This window comes from Paenibacillus sanguinis 2301083 = DSM 16941, assembly GCF_000374825.1.
GTDB lineage: Bacteria > Bacillota > Bacilli > Paenibacillales > Paenibacillaceae > Fontibacillus > Fontibacillus sanguinis.
The window spans coordinates 52,615-73,983 of the sequence record NZ_KB895391.1 but is presented as its reverse complement, the minus strand read 5'-3'; the positions used below and the strand labels follow the sequence as shown (position 1 = coordinate 73,983).

Here is a 21,369-nt window from a genome sequence, read left to right as displayed (position 1 = left end):
CGGGAGCAAGCTCCCCAATCACTCCGCTCGACTTGCATGTATTAGGCACGCCGCCAGCGTTCGTCCTGAGCCAGGATCAAACTCTCCAATAAAGGTATTGTTTGACTTGCTCATGTAAACTTGCTGACGAGAACTTTCGTTCTCTTATTTCTTACTCACTCGTTGTTCAGTTTTCAAAGATCAACTTTCATCTTATCTTCGTGTTAACCGCCGTGTTTCAGCGGCAACTTCTATATAATATCAACTTAGCAACATAAAAGCAAGAGTTTTTTTAAAAAAAGATAATTACCAAGCAATAACCCTGTTATTCAATCCACTCTTTAAGCCCATTGCATAACGGCGGATCAATTGAAAAATGGATTTTTACTTCATCTAAGTACTGCTTTGTTTGATTGATGCGCCGTTCTTGCAAGTGCTGCTTCTTAAACAAAAGGTGGAAAGGATTCATGTATAAAGTGGTGACCGATCAGTTAAAATATATAAGTATAGATCAGCAAGAATGCGAGGGAGATATATAATACCCTAGTAGTTATTTAAAATACGCTCTTTACATCACTCAATAAATTGTATACAATTTAATTGTGAGCAACATATATTCTCATTAACTTAATCAAAAGGAGATAACGATGATGAAAACATTATATGAAACAACAGTTAACAACACAGGTGGACGCTCAGGTGTCGTGCAGTCTCCAGACAATACATTTATGCTAGAGGTGGCTACACCACAAGAGCTTGGTGGCAAACCCACTACAGCTACCAATCCGGAACAGCTATTTGCAGCAGGTTACAGTGCTTGCTTTAACTCAGCACTTGAAGCCCAATTGAAGAAAAATAATATTAAAATTGAAAAAAGCTCTGTCACCGCAACAGTAATGTTACTAACGGACCCAGCCGATAATGGGTTTAAGCTTGAGGTTGAATTGGAAGTTAAGATTGATGGATTAGATGATGAAACAGCAAAAAAATATGTTAAGCTTGCTCATGATTATTGTCCATATTCAAAAGCGATTCGTGGGAATGTCAACGTAACGGTTACTGTAGCTTAAGCCAAAACCAAAACAGCAATAATAGGACTTGCCCAAATCGTACCCTCTATAAAATTGAATCTCTATTTAAAGCCCAAGGATGCTGTGAAATCACCATTCCTGGGCTTTTTCTTTTGCTGGTTAGCTGATGCATAGTGATCTTTTGCCTGCGTATGGTAATATAAAATTTAATATTACTTTTTTATAGATTCAGCACTACAATTTAAACTAACTAAGGAGGCTATTATGCAGCCAATACAGCCCCAACCTATTCAAGATTGCATTAATCGGCTTGCGAATCAGGATTTATATATACATCTTGAGGTAACTTCAGGTGCTTATGCCAATCATCTGGATAGCAACAGACATCCTGGCTCAGCTTTTATCACAAATGCAGTGATTCGTTATACTCAAGGAGCGATTTCAGGCGGTGGCCCCTACCGAGTGGGACTAAAAACAGAGCAAGGCTGGATATATGCGGAAGGGCTTACCCATGTGGATGAACAGGATCAGGAACGACTCATTTTAGCCGGGCATGACAATCAAGGGAAGCTAGTTGTTGCTTTGCAGCTTAGTCGAACACTGTTCTAATTAATGTGGAGGAAATGACAAGCATGAATAATGAACAATATAAAGGACAGAACATTTTAGTTGTCTTCCCTCATCCGGATGATGAGGCGTTTGCGGCAGCCGGTACATTAGCTAGATATATTGAAGGTGGCGCACATGTTACATATGCTTGCTTAACATTAGGCGAGATGGGGAGGAATATGGGCATACCACCGTTTGCGAACCGGGTTACATTACCTGCGATTCGGAAACAAGAGCTGTTGGATTCCGTAGCAGCCATTGGTATTCAAGATTTAAGAATGCTAGGTTTCCATGATAAAATGGTGGAATTTGAAGATCAGCAATTGTTGGATAAAACGTTGCAAGCTTTATTGAATGAAATACAGCCAAAGCTGGTAATTACCTTCTATCCAGGCTACAGTGTTCATCCAGATCACGATGCGACAGGTAGAGCTGTAATTAGAGTCATTAGTGCGCTGCCAGCAGCGCAAAGACCTGTAGTACATTGTGTTGCATTTTCTAATGATCATGAACAGGCGATTGGTAAAGCGAATATCATTGTTGATGTGACAGAGGTTATACACAAAAAGATGAGCTCAATTCAAGCGCATCGCTCACAGTTTCAGGCTGAAGAATTAGTAGGAAAGCAAGAGCTTGGCAACCAACAGTTGCTAGCGCGGTTTGGCAAAGAACCGTTTTGGATTTATCCATTGGCATAAGCCAGATCAATACAGGCCTTGCTGTCGCAGATACTGAATATATAAGCTAATAGGTTAACACACGACAAAAAACTCCCCTTTCAGCAGTGGATGTTCAAGGAATGAACCCATCTGCTTGGAAAGGGGAGTTGCTTGGTTTTAAGCCAATAAAGTTGCCAGAACCCTATGCGGCTAGTTAACCTGCACTTCCAAAGAACAAGTAGCGCAGAATAATCAGAACAAACAGAACCCACATCAGCCAGTGGATATCGTATTTCTTCTTGCCAAACAGGTTGGCAATAAACGCCAGAACTACATAGAATACAACCCCGAACGAAATTCCGTTAGCGATGTTATAAGTGAACGGCATCATCGTTACGGTCAAAAAGGCCGGTATTGCAACAACCATGTCTTGGAAATCAATTTCCTTGATGGATTGAACCATTAGCACACCTACGATTATCAGAGCTGCTGCGGTAGCAGAGCCTGGAATCAAGGCAATGACCGGAGCCAGGAACAAGGCAAGCAGGAAGCAGACGCCTGTAGTCACTGCGGTCAAGCCAGTACGTCCGCCTTCGGCAACCCCTGCCGCACTCTCTACATAAGCTGTCGTAGTCGAGGTTCCCAGCATAGCGCCGCCCGTTACGGCAACTGCGTCCACCAGCATCGCTTTACCAACCCGCCGCTTGCCTTCTTGCGGGTCCTTCATAATTCCGGCACGAGTCGCCGTACCTACCAAAGTACCGAAGGTGTCGAACAATTCAACAAATGTAAACGTGGCGATGGCGGAAATAATCCCGGTATGCAGAATACCATCCCAGTCGAATTTCATAAAGTTGATTTGAGTGAAATCTGGAATCCATTTAGCTTCACTGGCTGACACTGAGTTGAAATCAACCGCGCCCATCAGAATAGCTACAATCGTTGTTCCGACAATCCCCAGCAAAATTGCGCCTCGCACGTTCAGAACCATCAGAATGCCGATCAGGAGCAGGCCGATCAAGGCAAGCTGGACATCCGTATTATGCAGGCTTCCCAGATGAATGACGGTCTCAAAGGATAGCACATCCGTATACGTATGAGCTGGGATATCGCTGCCCGCTTCGACGCCAATCGTCATCAGTCCACTATTCTTCAGACCGATAATCGTAATAAACAAGCCGATCCCTACGGTAATGGCATGCTTAAGTGAATCCGGTATGGCATCCAGCAACATTTGACGAATCTTGGTCACAGTCAAGAGAATGAAGATCAGGCCGGAAATAAATACGGCGGTCAAGCCCATTTCCCAAGTAAAAGGATGATCTGTTGAGGCTGACGAAAGAACCACGGAGGCAAAATAGGCGTTTAACCCCATGCCTGGTGCCAGCGCTACAGGAAAGTTAATGAACAGCCCCATGGCGATGGTGAAAATCCCGGCTGCAAGAGCCGTTGCCAGGAACACAGAATACCAGCCCATGTCGATCTGGCCAAAGGCGGTCAGCGTATTCGGGTTGACTGTCAGGATGTAAGCCATAGCCATAAATGTGGTCAAGCCGGCCATAATTTCCGTACGCACCGTTGTACCATTCTGTTTCAGTTTAAAAAACCGATCCATGATTAAAATTCTCCCCCTTATGATAGGTCGGACAACGACAAAAAAACCGAGGTGTTCTCCCTCGGGTTCCGTACATCCAGAAGAATTGCCCCCACAGGCGTAACGCCCTGGAGGAAGCCCGGCACCCATCTCGCAAAATTCACGTAATGATATATCATCGGGGTGGCCAAAACCAGCAATTCTTCTTTTCGTAGCCAGATCATTTACGGTGACCTCGTAGAGACTTCCGGGCCTATTCCCGGAATTATACGAAAGGATTTAATTGTCTTTGTCGATATCCTCGAAAGCCCTGCAATGAAGGCTTATCACAAGATTCATTCTAGGCGGACAAAGTGGAGATGTCAACAGAAAAAACGAATATTAAACAAGGTTTTACACTTCAATGTTCGACATCTAGACAAATATAGCTTTGAGTTATTCACTCTTCAGCAGGTGTTGCAAATCATGCCCTGTTGGGTTCTGGAAAATTCGCAGACCAAATTCCGGCGCTACGGCAAAGATATGGTCAAAAATATCCGACTGTACCTCTTCATATACAGCCCAGTTAATATCGTTAACGAAAGCGTAAATCTCCAGAGGGAGTCCGGTTTCTGTTGGCTGCAATTGTCTGACGATACAGGTCATGTTCTGGTGAATGCTCGGATGATGCTGAAGATACCGCAAAATATAGGCCCGAAATATCCCGATATTCGTCAGGGCCCGGCCATTGGCTTTGACTGATCGATCCATCCGATGCTCCAAATTGTACTGCTCGATATCGGTTTCCTTTTGAGCAATATACTCCCGCAAATAATGGATCTTCTTGAATTTATCCAGCATCTCCGGATCTGCAAAGACAATGCTGCTCGTATCCACGAAAACCGAACGCTTGATTCTCCGTCCGCCAGAGCTTTGCATCCCCCTCCAATTCTTGAAGGAATCCGAAACCAGCGCATACGTTGGAATCGTAGTAATCGTCTTGTCAAAGTTCTGCACCTTTACGGTATTCAAGGAAATATCAACGATATCGCCATCGGCTCCGTACTTGGGCATTTCGATCCAGTCACCCACGCGTACCATGTCGTTGGAGGTAAGCTGAACTCCAGCAACAAGGCCCAGAATGGAATCCTTGAAGATCAACATAATGACGGCTGACAATGCTCCAATACCGCTGAGCAGGAAAACCGGACTTTGACCAATGAGGGCAGAGATTAGCAAAATGCCGCCGATGGTAAAAATAAAGATTTTCGCCACCTGAATATATCCGCGAATTGGCCGGATCTTGGCAATCTCATAGGTGGCATAAATATCATGAACAGCGTTCAGAAACGCATTTACAACCATTAGTGATATGACAATGATATAGAGAACAACGCCCTTTGCGATCAGGCCCTGATAGGCCGGGAACAGAGAAGCAGAATAATAAATAATAATGGCCGGAACCACGTGCACCAATTTATGAAACACCTTGCGTTCCAAAATATAATTATCCCACTTGATGCGGTTGTTGCGAATCGAATACGTGATGATTTTCAAAATAATCCCTTTAGCCACAAAGTGAGCCGCCATACTTACTATGATAATGCCAATAATACCAATAACGATGGACAAGCTGCCGATCAGTTCATCGGCAACTCCCATATATGCAAGCCAATTCTGGATGAATTCCATAGTTCTCTCCTTTATTTATACTCACGAACTGCACACGGTGTATAAGCTGCAATAAATGGCTCAATCTCCACGATATCGCCTGCGAACAAAATCTTCTCGAAGTCAGCATGTGTCAAAAATCCTTCTTGCACCATCTTCCCGTACTGCTGTTTTAATTCCTCGTAAAAACCGGTCTGATTCATAAAAATGCATGGATGAGTATGCTGGCCGATCCTTCCCCAGGAGATAACTTCCGTAATCTCCTCCAGTGTACCAGGACCTCCGGGAAGTGCAATATATACATCGCCAAGTTCAATCATTTTCATTTTCCGTTCGTGCATGGTATGCACAATTTCAAGACGCGAGAGTCGCGGATGAGCCAATTCTCTTCCTACCAAGAACTCCGGCATAACACCGATAGCTTGTCCTCCGCGGGCTAAAACGTGGTCTGCAAGCATTCCCATCAAGCCAACATTTCCCCCACCGTAAATCAATATATGCCCTTCTCCAGCAATCCACTCTGCCAATTCCTTTGTCATTCGTTGATATTTCTCATCATGTCCAAGAGCTGCCCCACAATAAACTGTAATCTGCATGATCCCAACAACACTCCATTCTGTCTATGCTATCATTATATTATATTAAATAAGCTGGAGGTTTTAAATTGTGGACATTACGCAATATCAGCAATGGGTGATCGAATTTTATAAAACAAGAAAATGGTATCAATATGATCCCTTTATTCGTGTAGGCTTTCTGACTGAAGAGGTTGGGGAAGTATCACGTGCAGTAAGAAGCATCGAAATTGGTAGAGATCGACCTGATGAGGCAACACTCGATCAAGGGCAGCTAAAAGCTAATTTGGTTGAAGAACTGGGAGATGTCATTGACAACATTCTCATTCTTGCAGATAAATATGATATTTCAATTGAAGATATTTTGCGATTGCATCAGGACAAGCTGATTGCTCGATTCGCTGAATAAACCCAATTATTTCTATTATATATATGTGTGTTCCATAAACAAAAAGCCACTATCTCTTATTTGCATTACTGACCAATAAGAGAAAGCGGCTTTTAACAATAGTTGCAAGGCATCTTTATTTTTGTGTAATAAATATCGCACTCCGAAATTTTTCCATTCATGCACTATCCTATAAAACAGTAAACGGAAGGACTAGGTCCTTCCGTTTTCTTTCTTGTCCTGCTATCCCAACGGAACAACAGCTTTTAGATTTCTGCTTTGACTATACACCAAATGATTTAAAACGCAACAGGCAGTTGCGTAATCAAGATTTTCTGTGAGGTACATTAAAATTCAATATTACGAGAAGACTATCTTCTCTTATCATTACCACTAACTTTCAATAAGTCATATTTGTTCAACCTTGACATTAAAAGTCCCCCTAAACAAAATGCAGCTCAGGGGGTTCAATTCTTTATCTACTCCCACTCAATCGTAGCTGGCGGCTTGGACGTGATATCGTACACGACGCGGTTCACGTTGTCCACTTCGTTAACGATACGAACCGAAATCTTCTCCAGCACATCCCACGGGATGCGCGCCCAGTCGGCGGTCATGCCGTCGATGGAGGTTACGGCGCGAATGCCTACGGTGTAGGAGTAGGTACGGGCATCGCCCATTACGCCGACGCTGCGCATGTTCGGCAGGGCCGTGAAGTATTGCCAAATTTCGCGGTCAAGACCGGCTTTGGCAATCTCGTCGCGCAGGATGTAATCCGAATCCCGAACGATCTTGAGCTTGTCCTCTGTGACCTCGCCCAATACGCGAATGGCAAGTCCTGGACCCGGGAAGGGTTGTCTCCAGACGATTTCCTTCGGCAGCCCAAGCTCTTCGCCGACTTTGCGAACTTCGTCCTTGAACAGCGAGCTAAGCGGTTCGATCAGCTTAAACTTCATGTCCTCCGGCAAGCCACCCACGTTATGATGGGACTTGATCGTTTGCGCCGTAGCGGTCCCGCTCTCTACGATATCCGTATACAGCGTGCCTTGGGCCAGGAATTTGAAATCGTCAAACTTGGCCGACTCTTCGTCAAACACATAAATAAATTCATTGCCGATGATTTTCCGTTTTTGCTCCGGATCATCCACCCCTGCCAGCTTGGACAGAAAGCGTTCACGGGCATCAATCTTGACCACTTTCATGTCGAACTTGCCAACGAACGTCTCCATGACGCTTTCTGCTTCACCCTTGCGCAGCAGCCCATGGTCAATGAACATACACGTCAATTGATCCCCGATCGCCTTGTGAATCAGCATCGCCACCACCGAGGAATCCACGCCGCCGCTCAAGGCACAGAGCACCTTGCTATCGCCGACCTGGTTACGAATATCACGCATCGCATCCTCAATAAAGGTCTCCATGCTCCAATTGCCTTCACAACCGCAAATCTCATAAAGGAAATTACGAATCATCTCATTGCCGTGAATGGAATGGCGAACCTCCGGGTGAAATTGTACGCCGTACATCTTCCGATCAGGATGGGCAAACCCGGCAATCGGAGCATGCTCCGTTGAAGCATCCACGACAAAGCCTTCTGGCAGCAAGGTCACATGATCTCCATGACTCATCCAAACGGTCTGTTTGGCTTCAAGTCCGCGTGTCAGGGCAGAGTTTTCAGTAAAGTCAACGTCCGCTTTACCGTATTCTCGCTTCTCCGCACGTTCTACCTTCCCGCCAAGCTGATGTGCCATAAGCTGCATCCCGTAGCAGATGCCAAAGATCGGTACGCCAAGCTCATACACACCAGGATCGATGCGGGGAGCATCCTCTGCATAAACGCTGGAAGGTCCACCCGAGAACACAATTCCCTTTGGCGAAAGCTCGCGCAGACGCTCCACTGACGTATTGTAAGGCAGCAATTCACTATACACGCCCAGATCGCGAATTCTTCTTGCTATCAATTGATTGTATTGTCCTCCGAAATCAAGCACAACAATCATTTCATTTGGCTTATTCATACCTGGCCTCCCTCAAATTATGACACCTATTATACGCAAGGTTAAAAGAGGTCGTCAAGGAAGTCCAACCGCCAAAGTACGCCCTTCTATCGCGATTTGGAGGGATTTGCTCCACAGCTTGCTACGAAACCACGACACTGCTGCAAAAATTTTATGCTTTCCCTGCGATCTAACTGCTCTCTGCCGTAATAAAGCCGCTCCCAGGCCTGCACAAATCCTTCGGTCTCTTCCGGCATACGGGCCTTGCCCTGAAACACAGACTGCATGTACTCCCTGGCCGTCATTCTGGAAGGCTTCGGACCATGTCTAAGCGCAAGCTCCGCCCATACCCGGTCCGCGGCCCGCAGCAGCTCCTTGCGGCCCGGGAACTGGCGGCTTGCCGGATGCAGGTCCAGCCAGGCTTGTATAGCCCGAACATACTGCGGAATTTCTCGCAATAACAGGAAGACAAGGCCCACACCCAAGAACCAGGCCGTCATCACAAATGGACTTAATCTCCATGTTCCGATAGCCATTCGCCAATCTGTAGCCAGAGCAGCAAGCTTCATCATAAACAAATGAACAAGCTCTCCCCGAATCTTCCATAAAGCAGCAAGCTGATCAGCAATGCCCTCGATTCGGCTATTTAATGAAGCTTTAGCATCGGCCCCTGCCGTTCCGGTGAACCCGGCAAAGCCGGGAGTCGGATCAAAGGGGATCCAGCCGGAGCTTGGGAAATAGACCTCTACCCATGAATGCGCATCGGCATAGCTTACTGTATAGCGGCGCAGTCCCTGGCCCGCGGTGGCAAGCTCCTGTGTATCGCTATTTGCCGCCGGATCTCCCGGGGCAAACCCCTTGACCCAGCGGGCAGGAACCCCCCCGCTGCGCAGCAAGACAACCATCGCTGTAGAGAAGTGATCACAGTAGCCTATCTTATCTTCAAACAAAAAGCGGTCAACAAAGTCAGCCCCATCCGGCGGAAGCTGGGAATTAAGCTGGTATTCGTAATTTTTTTGCAGATACCTCTGGACAGCAGTCACAGCGTCATATCGACTGTCCTCCCCGGCCACCAGCCTTCTGCCAAGCTCCTTTACCCGTTCGGGCAAAGAATCCGGCAGCTGCAGAAAGTGTTCGCTGATATAGGGCTTATCTTGGCCCTGAGTTTCCAGCAATACCATTTTTGACGATGGGGGTATCTTCGACAATAGCTCATAACCATAGATTTGCTCCGACAGAGCCGCATCCTCGATGAACAGCGAATCAGACAGGCCGTCATAACGTGGCTGAACCTGGATTGGCGAGCTTCGGTTTCCGGTAATGACTCTTTCCAGTTCTAAGGGAAGACCGCCGGACAATAAGGGGACCCTTCCTGATACAGGCTCCTCGAACATGATGGTTTGCTTGATCGTATTCATGCCGTTTTCTTGGACTGCCGCCTCCAGGGCCTCTCCCGTGATGTCCGAGGATTGAACCCAGCCGCGACCGGTATATACACTTTTGCTCTCTCCACGCCAGTAGGTGCTATAAGGAGACAAGGCTGTAAAGTAAGGGTCATGTCGCAGCTGCATTGGTGCGCCCAGCCTGGAGTCGTCCAGACCATAACCAGACACACTAAAGGCTGCCACACTTCCTTTCCTCTCTCTCCACTGCGCCCCACTCCAGTCCGACACTGCTCGGACCATCTGCTCCCAGGATATCGCTCTCACAGGCTGGGAGGGCAGCAGAGAACTAAGCAAGGCGGCGCAGGCCACTCCCACCAGCACAAAGCCTGCCGCAGTCACCGTACCGGTGCCCCTGGAAGCCGCAGATTCACTTCGCTGAAACGCCAGCGCTTGTAGCACCAGCCCCAGCGCAGCTACCCGAATAACTCCCAGATAAAGCTCCAGACCGGCTACAGCTTCTAGCGTCAGCAGATACACAAAGGTTGCAGCCAGGAACAACCAGATACTTTGCCGCGCAAGCGCCAGCATTTGTACGGAGACCACTAGCAAGGTCCAGCCAATCAGTAATAACAACGCGCGACTCTCCATACTGACGGCGTAAAGTCTTCCCGAGCTTAAGAATTCGGACAGATCCGCGCGGAGCAGGTCGGCATAACTAAAGAACCAGCCCACGCCCTCTTCGCTGCCATAGAGATAGAGCATTGAAGCAGCAATGAACAGCGGTGGCCCCAGCATAAATAGGGTGGACGGCAAACGAAAACAACCTATGAGCAGTAATAGCCCCGTCAAAACAAAAAATAAAATGGTGGCTCGGCTGCTGCCTGCTGCAACCAAGTGTTGAAGCGGATAAAGCCACTCGCTAAACAAACCAAACAATAGCAATGAAATGGCCAGACGCATCAGGGCGGACAGAGCGCCTTGACCTTCATAAAGCCCTCGGGGAGACTGATGCCCCGGTGTCAACCTTCTACCGGCTCTCGCCATGACACTCATAGGTTCAGACTCAGGCACTGACATATGGAGCATCCTCCTTCCGGAGCGGCTGCTTGAAGAGAGACAAATCCACGACTCCGGCGCCACGTTCCTTAAGCTTCTGTGCCATCAGGGATGAGGACGCCGATTCGGACAGACCACAGGCGCACCAAATTTCCGCCGCTACCCCAAGCTCGGTAAGATGGAGCACTCCTTCCGCCAGCTCCGGGGTCATATGCCCCGTGATGACGGTCACGCCCATACCTTGAGACAGTAACCCCGCCCACTCCCGCTTAAGTAAATTTTCCGCAGACCCGTCGGTCCCGAGCCGCAATCCAGCCAACGGTTCCAGACGATCCAAAAGCCCGTACCCCTGATGGGGCACAGGGGCCCCCGTCCACGAGCCAAGGCATACTCTTGCTCTCCCCGTATCACCCGCTCTCGCTTCCCGGCGAAGCCAGAATGCAGCGGCGGAAACGGCTGTCTCAAATGGGTCCCCCGGTTCCTCACTGCTGGAAGAATTCGGAATAATGTAGTCCTCTGCACTGGTGCTTAGCAGCAAATAGCTGGCCTCCGCCTCCTGCTCCTCCGAGATACGCGACAGCAATGTCCCCTTCTTGGCGGAATATTTCCAATGGATGAAGCGCAGTGGATCGCCCGGCATATAAGCTCTCAACCTCCCTGGTGCGGAGGATAGCAGTCTGGAGCTCGGGGAGAAGGCTTCCCCTTCCTCCCGGCCTCCTTCTGCCAAGGCTTCCGGCAGACTTCCGGCCAAGGCAGACGGATACACTATCAACGGCTTCTCCGTTCTAATGCTGCATCTGCGTTTGAACCAACCAAAGGGGTCTCCCCAGCTAAGCCGCAACGCCGTCTCCTTATATATACCGCGGGCCAAACCAGGCACTGAATACTCCGCTTGATAGTCCCGGCGAAATCCGGAGAGGAAGATTTTTGAACCCGTGCCAACAACCATACCTTCATTTACTGCAATCGCCAGCAGTTCATCATCTACCTGGAGCCAGAGCGGAGGCAGCCCCCCTTCACAGCTTATATTTATCTTCATCGTAATTTCATCCCCGGCCACGGGATATTCGGGAAGCCAGGAGCGCTCCACCGTGATCCGGCGTGGCCCAAACCAGACCAGCATCGCACCCTGAATCATCATGAATGCGGTCAGCAGCAGTAGAAATAACGTAGATACTCCGCCACGCCAGGCATACCAGGCTCCCAGCGAACCTGCGGCCACAAGGACAGTTAGCCAAGCCCCGCCTGCGGTTCTCATGATGAAGCCCCTAACCGGGAGTATATAGGTACGTCAACACGAGCCAGCACATCGGCAAGCACCTGTTCTCCACGCAGGTCAGCCAACTTGGCCTCCGTCTTCAATACAAGCCGATGTGGCAATACCGCCTCAGCTACAGCTTGCACATCATCCGGCGTTACGAACATGCGCCCCCTATAATAAGCCGTCGCTTTTGCCGCACCCATCCAGGCCAAAGTTCCGCGTGGACTGATGCCAAGTGCGATTTGCGGATGGCGGCGCGAGGCGTCCGCTACATTAACCATATAGCGCTTGATTGCATCATCCACCAATACACTGCGAGCCTGGCGCTGCATCGTCACCATTTCCTCCGGCAGCAATACCGGCTTAATCTCCGCAGCTTCCGAGGTCCACATCTCCATGCGCCCCAGCATATTGATCTCCTGCTCAGGTTCGGGATAACCTAGTGCCAGCCGCATTAGAAAACGATCCAACTGCGCCTCCGGCAAGCGATACGTTCCCTCATACTCCAGGGGATTCTGCGTCGCCAGCAGCAAGAACGGCTTCGGCAAGGAACGAGTTACTCCGTCTATCGTGACCTTGCGTTCTTCCATCGCTTCCAGCAAAGCGGATTGAGTTCGCGGAGCCGCCCGGTTAATTTCATCAGCAAGCAACATATGGGCAAACACTGGGCCTGGCCGAAATTCAAATTCGCCATGCTTCGCATGATAGACGTTCACTCCGGTGACATCCGAAGGCAACAGATCAGAAGTGAATTGAATGCGTCCCAACGTCCCGCCGATACAAGCCGCCAATGTGCGAGCGAGCAAGGTTTTTCCCACTCCGGGCACATCCTCTAGCAAAATATGACCACCGGATAGCATCGCTATTACAGCTAGCTCAATTTCCTTCTTCTTCCCGACAATCACACGATCCACCCGTTCAACCAACCGCTGTAGCAGATGTTGTGCGTGATCCTGATTCATCGTAAACTCCCTCCATCCCAGTAAGTACATACCATACCGGTAATCTATGATCAGTCTCCCCACAAACTAGAGAAAATAGACATAGAAGATAGAGGATTTCAGGAAAACTATCAAAGGGAAAACAACCAGTGCATCACGCTTAAAGTACGCATGTCGAAACCAATGAGAGCCAACAGCAGGTGATCTGTTTCGCCAAGCTTCTAAAGAGCTTTAACCCAATGTTCATCTACCGTGGAAGATGCCTGAATGACCGGATGACCCAAAGCCTGAAGCAGTGGCCGCAATGGAATCCACAATGCATCATTTTTGCGTTTCACACCGGCGATTTTCGTAATGAAGGCCGCTCCGTTCCGTTCATTTGTCAGCACGCCCTTTTTGGCATCCAGCGTTACAGAAGCATCGCCCCAGTTGATGATTGCGCTCTGGTTATTCTCGTTCCACCGCACCTCAGCACCAAGCTGCTCCATGGCTGAACGTACCGGCACCCAATACTGCTGCTTTACCAATTGGTATTCCCCGGGAGCAAGTCTGGTCTGCACGCCCCCCGCCTCGACCTTAAGGGGTAATGCCGGGCCAAACAAGGCAGAATTAGGCGCAACATTAGCTGCTACCCAATCCTTGGACGGCTGGGGCCTTGACTTGTTCTTCATAGCCGGGGAGACGGTGAATTGAACAGGGGGCTGTTCCGTTGATAACGTGCGAAAGACATAGCCTTGCTGCTTATAAAAACGAATAATTTCTGGAAGCGCCTTAACCGATTCCTTGTGTCCTTTTCCGTCATGCAGCAACACGACCATAGTATCCTGGAGTCTGGAGCCTTTAACATTGCTTACAATCTCAGCGGCAGGTACCCCCTTGCGCTTGGAGTCCCCACTGTCCACATTCCAATCAAAAACTTGATATCCTCCCTGCTCCAACAGATCGAAATAGGTGTGATCGAAATGACCATAGGTTCCCCCTGGGGCTCGTACCAGCGGAGTCCGGGTGCCCGTGATCTCACGCAGCACCTCCTCGGTCGCCTTGATCTGCTTCCAGAAGTGGCCGAAGCTGGCGTATAGCACATCATATTTATGGTCATAAGTATGATTGCCTAGGGCATGTCCCCCATCAACAATGCGTGTAATCATTTCCGGGGAACGCTTTGCCTGCTCGCCAAGCACAAAGAAAGTAGCCTTTACCTTTTCCTGCTGCAATATTTCAAGCACCTGGTCCGTGAGCGGACTGGGCCCGTCATCAAAGGTCAGATAGACAACTTTATCCGATTTCGCCTTCTTGACCGCTTTCATCGTCTTCGGCTTTGCGGTACTGGTGAAAGCGGGCGAGGATTTCATTGCCGGGACGAAATTAGCGTTCTCGATTGCCTGAACCTGGTCAGCGTCTACTTCCTTGATTGTTGTATCTATAGTTGGCTTAGCGGGTGAGGTATTCTCTGTCTCATGGGCTTTAGCTTCAGAAAGAACCGCCTCCCCAAGACTGGACGGGAACGGCATATGAAGCATAACCATACTGCCTAACACCATTGCAATCATACCTGCGAACCATCGTTTTGAAATCCATTTTTGTTTCATATACCCTCTACCTCCGCCATTTAAGTTAATGTTCATGTTCAAATGGTGATTATATGAATTTAATTGCGTTATGGTAGATTGTATGAAGCTAGACAAATAAATAGACTCAAAAAAAGAGCGATGCCGGATTGCTCCGGACATCGCCCTGTCTTGCCTGACCCCTACTTTGCCGTCTCCTGAATAGCAGCCAGCACTTCCTCCACATGCCCCTTAACCTTCACTCCCCGCCATTCGCGGATGAGCTTGCCCTCCTCATCAATCAGAAAGGTAGAACGCACGATTCCCTCATATTCACGTCCATAAAGCTTCTTAAGCTGCCAAACGCCAAACATGCGGCTCACCTCATGAGCTTCGTCCGACAATAACGGAAAATTAAGCTCCTTTTTCTGGATGAATTTATCATGCGAAGCCACCGTGTCGCCGCTGATGCCCAAAACCGCCGCACCATGCTCACCAAATACTTGCTGAAGATCGCGGAAATCGCAAGCCTCCTGCGTGCATCCTGGGGTCATATCCTTGGGATAAAAATAAATGACCACCTTGCGGCCACGAAATTGCGATAACGAGATCTCTTCTCCTCCGCTGGCGGGAAGACGAAAATCCGGGACCGGCTTGTCCAACTCAACCTGCTGTGCATGTTCCGACATCATAAATTCCTCCTTTAACGAAATGAAGCTAAATTGATTGTAGCCCTAAAAGAAATTATAATGTAATGTTGTGTAGTATATCTATATGATAGACGAATATGATAACTGAATTTATCGCCTTCTGCGAAAGGAACGAACCTAATGACGAAACGCACAAAACGAATCATCCTCTGGTCGGTGATCGGAGTCCTGGTTGCCGTAGTCGGCTTTGCCGCTTATTACTTTACTGCGGTTTATAATCAGGTCGATAATTTTCAAAAAGAAGGAGAGCAGTCTCCATTCTATAACGTACCGCCGACAGAAACGAAGGTCCCGGAACCACCCAAATGGGAAGGCACGGAACGCGTCAATATTTTGCTGATGGGTGTGGATGCCCGTGGACTTAAGAAAGGAGAGATCCCTCGCTCCGATACGATGCTGGTCGCTTCCCTCGACCCCGTGAGCAAGAAGGCTTATCTGTTCTCCATCCTGCGCGATACCTACACCAAAATACCGGAATACGGCACAGACCGGATTAATACGGCCATTACGCATGGTCCTAATACCGCGATGAAGGCCGTGTCCGATCTGCTTGGCATTTCCGTCCAATATTACGTATATACCGATTTCCAGGGATTTATTGAATTGGTGGATGCCGTGGGTGGTGTCGATTTTTATGTAGAGAAAGATATGCGTTATACCAGTAGGGCGGACAATCACGAATTCGACATTAATCTCAAAAAAGGTCAACAGCATCTGGATGGGGATACCGCCCTGCAATATGTGCGTTTTCGCCATGATGCCATGTCCGACTATACACGAACTGAACGGCAGCGCAACTTCCTGAAAGCCGTGGCAGACAAAATGAAGTCAACCACGTCCATCATGAAGCTTCCTTCTATTCTGGAGAAGATCAATCCTTATATCGACACCAACCTGTCCGTAGAGGATATGTGGAAGCTGGCCACGGTTGGCTACGATAGCCAAATGACGGCAAGCGAGCAGATTCCTCCGATGGAATTGCTGGAGGAAAAGACGGTTGGTGGCTCGTCTGTGCTTGGTGTACGTAGTGAAGAAGAATTAAAGCAATACGTCCAGGACGTATTTAATAAAAGTGAAACAACCGGGACGGATAGCGAAAGTACGTCTGGAAACGGTGCAAATAGCGAGACCAACAGTCTTAGCAATAATGACGGCTCGGGCAACGGCAGCTCCAGCAAGGAAGGGTCCTCCGGTCCATGACCGGGGGAAGTTTTTTTGCGTCAACAACTACAAATTCATTCTGTGTGGAAAGGAAGTTATAATCATGAAGCGATTGCAATCAGAACAACTGTATGAAGAAGCACTTCAACATATTGTAGGAGGCGTCAACAGCCCCTCCCGCTCTTTCAAGGCGGTTGGCGGCGGGGCGCCTGTTTTTATGAAGAAAGCGGAAGGAGCCCATTTCTGGGATGTAGACGGCAATCGTTATGTCGATTATCTGGCAGCCTACGGCCCGATTATTACCGGTCACGCCCATCCGCATGTGACCAAGGCAATTCAAGAGGCTGCGGCGAACGGCACCTTATACGGCACACCTACAGAGCTGGAAATTCGCATGGCGCGTATGCTGAAGGAAGCTATTCCTTCCATGGATAAGGTGCGGTTTGTCAATTCGGGCACTGAAGCCGTCATGACCACCATTCGCGTCGCCCGCGCCTATACAAAGCGGAACAAGATCATCAAGTTTGCCGGCTGCTATCATGGCCATTCTGACCTGGTATTGGTTGCCGCTGGCTCCGGTCCGTCCACACTTGGCATTCCCGACAGTGCAGGGATTCCGACCAGCATTGCCCATGAAGTGATTACCGTGCCCTTTAATCAAACGGAAGCCTTGCAGGAAGCACTGGAGAAATGGGGCGACGATGTTGCCGCCGTTATGGTCGAGCCGATCGTCGGCAACTTCGGCATGGTTATGCCTAAGCCGGGCTTCCTGGAGGACCTCTGCCGTCTGGCACGGCAGCATGGCGCTCTCGTCATCTATGACGAGGTCATTACCGCCTTCCGCTTCCACTACGGCTCTGCGCAAACCTTTGCCGGGCTGCAAAATCATGAAGCGATTCGGCCGGACCTGACTGCGCTCGGTAAAATTATCGGCGGTGGTCTGCCAATTGGCGCCTACGGCGGCAGCAAGGAAATTATGGAGCAGGTAGCACCGCTCGGGCCCGCTTATCAGGCGGGTACAATGGCAGGCAACCCTGCTTCTATCTCTGCGGGAATTGCCTGCCTGGAAGTCCTCCAGGGCGCTGGCGTTTATGAAGAGATGGACCGGCTGACCATCAAGCTTACAGACGGCTTGGCCGAGTCGGCCCGCCGCCATAACGTGCCATTGACGATTAACCGGATTCGCGGCTCGTTCTCCACCCATTTCTGTGATCATCCGGTCACGGACTATGAGGAAGCGCAGGACACCGATGGTGAAACCTTTGCCGCCTTCTTCCGGGCGATGCTGAACCGGGGCGTGAATCTGGCCCCCTCCAAATATGAAGCCTGGTTCCTGACGACCGCACACACGGAAAGCGATATTAATTTTACACTGGAAGCAGCCGACGCTGCATTTAAAGAGATTGTTCAATAATTAAGTCATCTCTTGAAGCTCTTTGTTGCTGAGGGCCTGATTTAGGGATCTCTCATTTCAAGAAGTGTGGCAATAAACGGGAGAGGAGGCCATACCTGTGCTCGTCGAGCTTAATCGCAAGCTGAACAAGTTAATGCCGCTGATTACACCAACCAGCATTTTCGTTGGTATACTTTGCGGGAGCAGTCTGGCCTCCTACACTTATCTTTCTCCGTGGCTATTTGCCTTTATGACCTTTGCTGGCAGCATTAGCTTAAGCTTCCGGGATTTCCTGAGCGTGCTCAAAAAGCCGCTCCCGTTATTGCTGTGTCTGTTCATTTTACATCTGGCCATGCCCGTGCTGGCGATGACCGTAAGCCACCTGTTGTTCCCCGGAGATCCTTATATGCTGACCGGATTTGTGCTTGCAGCCGTCATACCTACCGGAATCAGCACCTTTGTCTGGGTCAGTATCTATAAAGGGAACATTGCATTGACCTTGTCGATCATCCTGATTGATACGCTCCTGGCCCCCTTCGTTGTGCCTGGTGTGTTATCCTTGCTGGTCGGTGCCAGCGTTCACCTGGATGCCTTGTCGATGATCGGAAGCTTGTTCTGGATGATCGTGGCCCCTTCCCTGCTCGGTATGCTGCTGAACGAATGGAGCAAGGGGAAAATTATTCTGTCGTGGGGGCCGTGGCTTAACCCCTTCTCCAAGCTGGGGATGGCCTGTGTCGTTGCTATTAACGGGGCGGTCGTGGCCCCTTACCTAAGCGACTTCAACCCCCGGTTGCTTGGACTGGCCGCCGTCATCATCGGGCTGGCATTGGTCGGCTACCTGCTGGGCTTCGGCTTGTCCCGGCTGACCAGGCTCAAGCAGTCCGACAAGGTAGCTCTTGTCTTTAACGGCGGCATGCGCAATATTAGCGCTGGCGCAGTGCTGGCGGTCACCTATTTCCCGCCGCCGGTGGCTGTTCCGGTTGTGCTGGGCATGGTGTTCCAGCAGTTGACTGCCTCGCTGATCGGCCTGGTGCTCGGGCGTCAAAATCGCAGGCATCAGCAGACAGACTCGGCTTCTGCTGCGTAAGCCCAGGCATCAGCAGACGGACTCCGCTTCTGCTGTGTAAGCCCAGGCTCCGACAGGCACTATGCTCCAACTAACGGGAAATCCTCCATCTAAAAATTTGCCTTGAGCGCATTAATAGCGATTATAGGGAATACCTCCATATAATATCGCCCAAAATGACAAATATGGAGCTACAGCACCGATTTATAAGGAGCTTTTCCAGCTAATCATCAAAATTCAGCCTATTTACGCATATTAACAGGAGGTTTTCCTACTACCCACTACTTATGGCGAAACCAGCTATTGCGAAACCAGTCAGGCGACAAGAAGGAGCCATATATTACAGGCGGATAAGCGAACTATGGAGTGATCTGAAACTCCACCTGAACAGGCTCCGATGGTTATGACGCAGCGGCTGAGGCTATTTTTGCCGGCCTGAACCTGGACGGATTGTTCCTGGAATTCGACGACGAACGCTCCGGCGGCTTTGAGCCAGCCACTTCGCTATGTGCATCGCCCTGACCTGCAGGTCGTGCTGGGGCTTATTACCTCCAAATTCGGTGAGCTTGAGGATCAGGAAGCAATCAATCGCCGGATTGAAGAAGCCTCCCGCTATGTAGGTCTTCATCAGCTTAGCCTAAGTCCGCAATGTGGCTTCGCCTCCACCGAGGAAGGCAATATGCTGGCCGATAAACAACAATGGGCCAAGCTAAGCAGCGTAGTCGATATCGCCAACGACGTGTGTAAATAGACGATTAGAACGACAGCAACCCCCGCCAATACAGAGCTTGGCGGGGGTTGCTTTTTTAAAATTCATGATTTACTGTTGTGGTGCCTTATCGAAGAAATTCTCCTGTACATATTGCGCCGCTACATCGAGCTGCTTCTTGGAATCCGTACCCTTCTTGGAGAACGACTCCTGCACCACATTGGACATAGTCGCATAATAGTCCTGCGTGCCGAATTGCGCCTCCGGCTTGCCCTCCAGCAAGCTGAACAGTTGCGGATCATATTTGTACACATTGTCGTATTGATCGTAAATCGCTTTCACTTTCGCAGCATATTCGGAATCCTCGCTGAAGTATTCAAGTGGAGTTGGAATGAAGTATTTCCCTTCTTCTTTACGTGCCTTGATGGTATCCTCCACCGATTTCAAAGCATCATTTGTGAAGTAATCAAAGGTAATGTAGCGGAAGGCCATCTCCTGCTCATCCTTGGTTGCATTCGGGTTGATCACCAGATAGTTGCCGCCCAGAATGCCATAGTGCTTGCCACCCTTCTCCGCTGCCGGCATCGGATAGGCAATAACATCCTCCGGCTTCATGCCGCCTTCATTCAGGGCCGCCTGAATGACGTCAAATGCTCCGGCAATAACCATAGCGGTACGTCCTTGCTTGAAGGAGCTGACTGCATCCCCCCAGCCCAGCGCCCAATCCTGCGGGATGGCGTTGGCTTCCCATCTCAGCTTCTTGTAGAAGTCCAGTGCCTTCACACCTGCTTCCGAGTTGAATACCGCAGTCAGCTTGCCGTTATCGTTCTGCTGAATGTCTCCTCCGGCTTCAAACAGGAAGTTCGTCCAGTTCCATCCGGCTTCGTTGCCTTTCCCCATCGGAGCAATCCCGGAAATCCCTTTCTTCGGATCGGCTACACCCTTGGCCGTGTTATACATATCATCCCACGTCCAGTCAAAGGCTGGTGCCGCTACGCCCTTCTCGTCGAGCAATTTCTTGTTCACCACCGTCGAGGTGACATAACCGTTTTGCGTCACGCCATACACCTTGCCATCGACTACAAATTGATTTTGCAGCACAGGATTCATCTCATCCTTGTACTCCCAGCTATTCCACAGCTCTGTGATATCGGCAACCCAGCCGCGCTCTACCAGCAATTGGGCTTCGGTTGCCCATGTATTATAGAAGGTTGGAGCCTCATTGGACGCCATTTTTGCCCCGATTTCATTTACGTTGTAGGCCCAATCATCCTTGACGATTGTAACGTTCGGATACTTCGCCTGGAACCGGGCAATTTTATCGTCCTCCTGCTTGCGCAGTGTCGCTTCATCAGGCAGTGGATAATGGATCTTCAATGTCACCTTACGGTCGGCGATATCCCCCGACTCTCCTGCTGCTCCGGCTTCATTGCCACTGTTATCGCCCGTACCAGCATTCCCCGTGTTGCTCCCTTCTGTCTGATTCCCAGCCCCGCCGCCGCAAGCTGCCAGCAAAGAGCCGAACAGCACAAGGCACATCAGAAGTACAGTTAACTTGCGCATTGAAACTCCCCTTTTCGTGAATTGTTTGTTGTTACCTTCTCATCATAGAAGAGAACATGCCGGCAATCGATGTGCAATCATATTTCTTTCGTGTG

The 21,369-nt window shown here is 49.5% G+C and carries 18 protein-coding genes, 1 rRNA gene, 1 pseudogene and 1 riboswitch; of the genes and pseudogenes, 8 read left to right on the top strand and 12 right to left on the bottom strand.

Annotated features, from left to right (window positions below):
- Positions 1 to 92, bottom strand: a 16S ribosomal RNA gene (locus C557_RS0119205); the annotation flags it as partial.
- Between the two features lie 537 nt (positions 93 to 629).
- Between C557_RS0119205 and C557_RS0119200 the strand changes: the two genes are divergently transcribed.
- The 3 genes from C557_RS0119200 (at position 630) to bshB2 (ending at position 2,317) form a co-directional block, all read left to right on the top strand.
- Positions 630 to 1,049: an organic hydroperoxide resistance protein gene (locus tag C557_RS0119200; RefSeq protein ID WP_018753498.1), complete on the top strand. Its 420-nt coding sequence runs from the start codon at positions 630 to 632 to the stop codon at positions 1,047 to 1,049.
- Positions 1,050 to 1,274: 225 nt separating this feature from the next.
- Positions 1,275 to 1,619, top strand: coding sequence for a YojF family protein (locus C557_RS0119195; protein ID WP_018753497.1), 345 nt, complete (start codon positions 1,275 to 1,277; stop codon positions 1,617 to 1,619).
- A 23-nt stretch (positions 1,620 to 1,642) separates the two neighbouring features.
- Positions 1,643 to 2,317, top strand: a complete 675-nt coding sequence (gene bshB2, locus C557_RS0119190; protein WP_018753496.1) for a bacillithiol biosynthesis deacetylase BshB2 — start codon at positions 1,643 to 1,645, stop codon at positions 2,315 to 2,317.
- 175 nt (positions 2,318 to 2,492) lie between these two features.
- On the opposite strand, the gene C557_RS0119185 is transcribed toward bshB2, so the two are convergent.
- From C557_RS0119185 to C557_RS0119175, 4 genes are all read right to left on the bottom strand, one after another.
- Positions 2,493 to 3,893 carry an NCS2 family permease gene (locus tag C557_RS0119185; protein WP_018753495.1) on the bottom strand — a complete coding sequence of 467 codons (1,401 nt, stop codon included), beginning with the start codon at positions 3,891 to 3,893 and terminating at the stop codon, positions 2,493 to 2,495.
- Between the two features lie 17 nt (positions 3,894 to 3,910).
- Positions 3,911 to 4,096: a hypothetical protein gene (locus C557_RS25050; RefSeq protein ID WP_154656284.1), complete on the bottom strand. Its 186-nt coding sequence runs from the start codon at positions 4,094 to 4,096 to the stop codon at positions 3,911 to 3,913.
- Positions 4,065 to 4,165, bottom strand: a riboswitch (purine riboswitch). It overlaps the preceding gene by 32 nt.
- 142 nt (positions 4,166 to 4,307) lie before the next feature.
- On the bottom strand, positions 4,308 to 5,543 hold the full coding sequence (locus C557_RS0119180) for a mechanosensitive ion channel family protein (RefSeq protein WP_018753494.1): 1,236 nt from the start codon (positions 5,541 to 5,543) through the stop codon (positions 4,308 to 4,310).
- A gap of 11 nt (positions 5,544 to 5,554) precedes the next feature.
- Complete coding sequence (locus C557_RS0119175) at positions 5,555 to 6,118, bottom strand: LOG family protein (RefSeq protein ID WP_018753493.1); 564 nt, start codon at positions 6,116 to 6,118, stop codon at positions 5,555 to 5,557.
- Between the two features lie 70 nt (positions 6,119 to 6,188).
- On the opposite strand from C557_RS0119175, the gene C557_RS0119170 reads away from it, so the two are divergent.
- Positions 6,189 to 6,506 carry a MazG nucleotide pyrophosphohydrolase domain-containing protein gene (locus tag C557_RS0119170; RefSeq protein ID WP_018753492.1) on the top strand — a complete coding sequence of 106 codons (318 nt, stop codon included), beginning with the start codon at positions 6,189 to 6,191 and terminating at the stop codon, positions 6,504 to 6,506.
- Between the two features lie 458 nt (positions 6,507 to 6,964).
- Here the strand turns inward: C557_RS0119170 and guaA are convergent, their stop codons facing one another.
- From guaA to bcp, 6 genes are all read right to left on the bottom strand, one after another.
- Positions 6,965 to 8,503: a glutamine-hydrolyzing GMP synthase gene (guaA, locus tag C557_RS0119165; protein WP_018753491.1), complete on the bottom strand. Its 1,539-nt coding sequence runs from the start codon at positions 8,501 to 8,503 to the stop codon at positions 6,965 to 6,967.
- A gap of 86 nt (positions 8,504 to 8,589) precedes the next feature.
- Positions 8,590 to 10,944, bottom strand: a complete 2,355-nt coding sequence (locus C557_RS0119160; RefSeq protein WP_018753490.1) for a transglutaminase-like domain-containing protein — start codon at positions 10,942 to 10,944, stop codon at positions 8,590 to 8,592.
- A complete protein-coding gene (locus C557_RS0119155) occupies positions 10,931 to 12,181 on the bottom strand; it encodes a DUF58 domain-containing protein (RefSeq protein ID WP_018753489.1) in 1,251 nt (416 codons plus the stop codon). The genes C557_RS0119160 and C557_RS0119155 overlap by 14 nt, the downstream gene beginning before the upstream one ends.
- A complete protein-coding gene (locus tag C557_RS0119150) occupies positions 12,178 to 13,146 on the bottom strand; it encodes an AAA family ATPase (RefSeq protein ID WP_018753488.1) in 969 nt (322 codons plus the stop codon). The genes C557_RS0119155 and C557_RS0119150 overlap by 4 nt, the downstream gene beginning before the upstream one ends.
- A 200-nt stretch (positions 13,147 to 13,346) precedes the next feature.
- The gene (locus C557_RS0119145; RefSeq protein ID WP_018753487.1) at positions 13,347 to 14,714 is read right to left on the bottom strand and encodes a polysaccharide deacetylase family protein; all 1,368 of its coding nucleotides are present in this window, start codon (positions 14,712 to 14,714) and stop codon (positions 13,347 to 13,349) included.
- Positions 14,715 to 14,875: 161 nt separating this feature from the next.
- Positions 14,876 to 15,361: a thioredoxin-dependent thiol peroxidase gene (bcp, locus tag C557_RS0119140; protein ID WP_018753486.1), complete on the bottom strand. Its 486-nt coding sequence runs from the start codon at positions 15,359 to 15,361 to the stop codon at positions 14,876 to 14,878.
- A gap of 141 nt (positions 15,362 to 15,502) precedes the next feature.
- On the opposite strand from bcp, the gene C557_RS0119135 reads away from it, so the two are divergent.
- From C557_RS0119135 to C557_RS0119120, 4 genes and pseudogenes are all read left to right on the top strand, one after another.
- The gene (locus C557_RS0119135; RefSeq protein WP_018753485.1) at positions 15,503 to 16,582 is read left to right on the top strand and encodes an LCP family protein; all 1,080 of its coding nucleotides are present in this window, start codon (positions 15,503 to 15,505) and stop codon (positions 16,580 to 16,582) included.
- Between the two features lie 64 nt (positions 16,583 to 16,646).
- The gene (locus tag C557_RS0119130; protein WP_018753484.1) at positions 16,647 to 17,957 is read left to right on the top strand and encodes a glutamate-1-semialdehyde 2,1-aminomutase; all 1,311 of its coding nucleotides are present in this window, start codon (positions 16,647 to 16,649) and stop codon (positions 17,955 to 17,957) included.
- 97 nt (positions 17,958 to 18,054) lie between these two features.
- Complete coding sequence (locus tag C557_RS0119125) at positions 18,055 to 19,023, top strand: bile acid:sodium symporter family protein (RefSeq protein WP_018753483.1); 969 nt, start codon at positions 18,055 to 18,057, stop codon at positions 19,021 to 19,023.
- Positions 19,024 to 19,389: 366 nt separating this feature from the next.
- Positions 19,390 to 19,753: pseudogene (locus tag C557_RS0119120) on the top strand (5-methyltetrahydropteroyltriglutamate--homocysteine S-methyltransferase); the annotation flags it as partial.
- 69 nt (positions 19,754 to 19,822) lie between these two features.
- Here C557_RS0119120 and C557_RS0119115 read toward each other — a convergent pair.
- Positions 19,823 to 21,274, bottom strand: coding sequence for an ABC transporter substrate-binding protein (locus C557_RS0119115; RefSeq protein ID WP_018753481.1), 1,452 nt, complete (start codon positions 21,272 to 21,274; stop codon positions 19,823 to 19,825).
- Between the last annotated feature and the right edge of the window lie 95 nt (positions 21,275 to 21,369).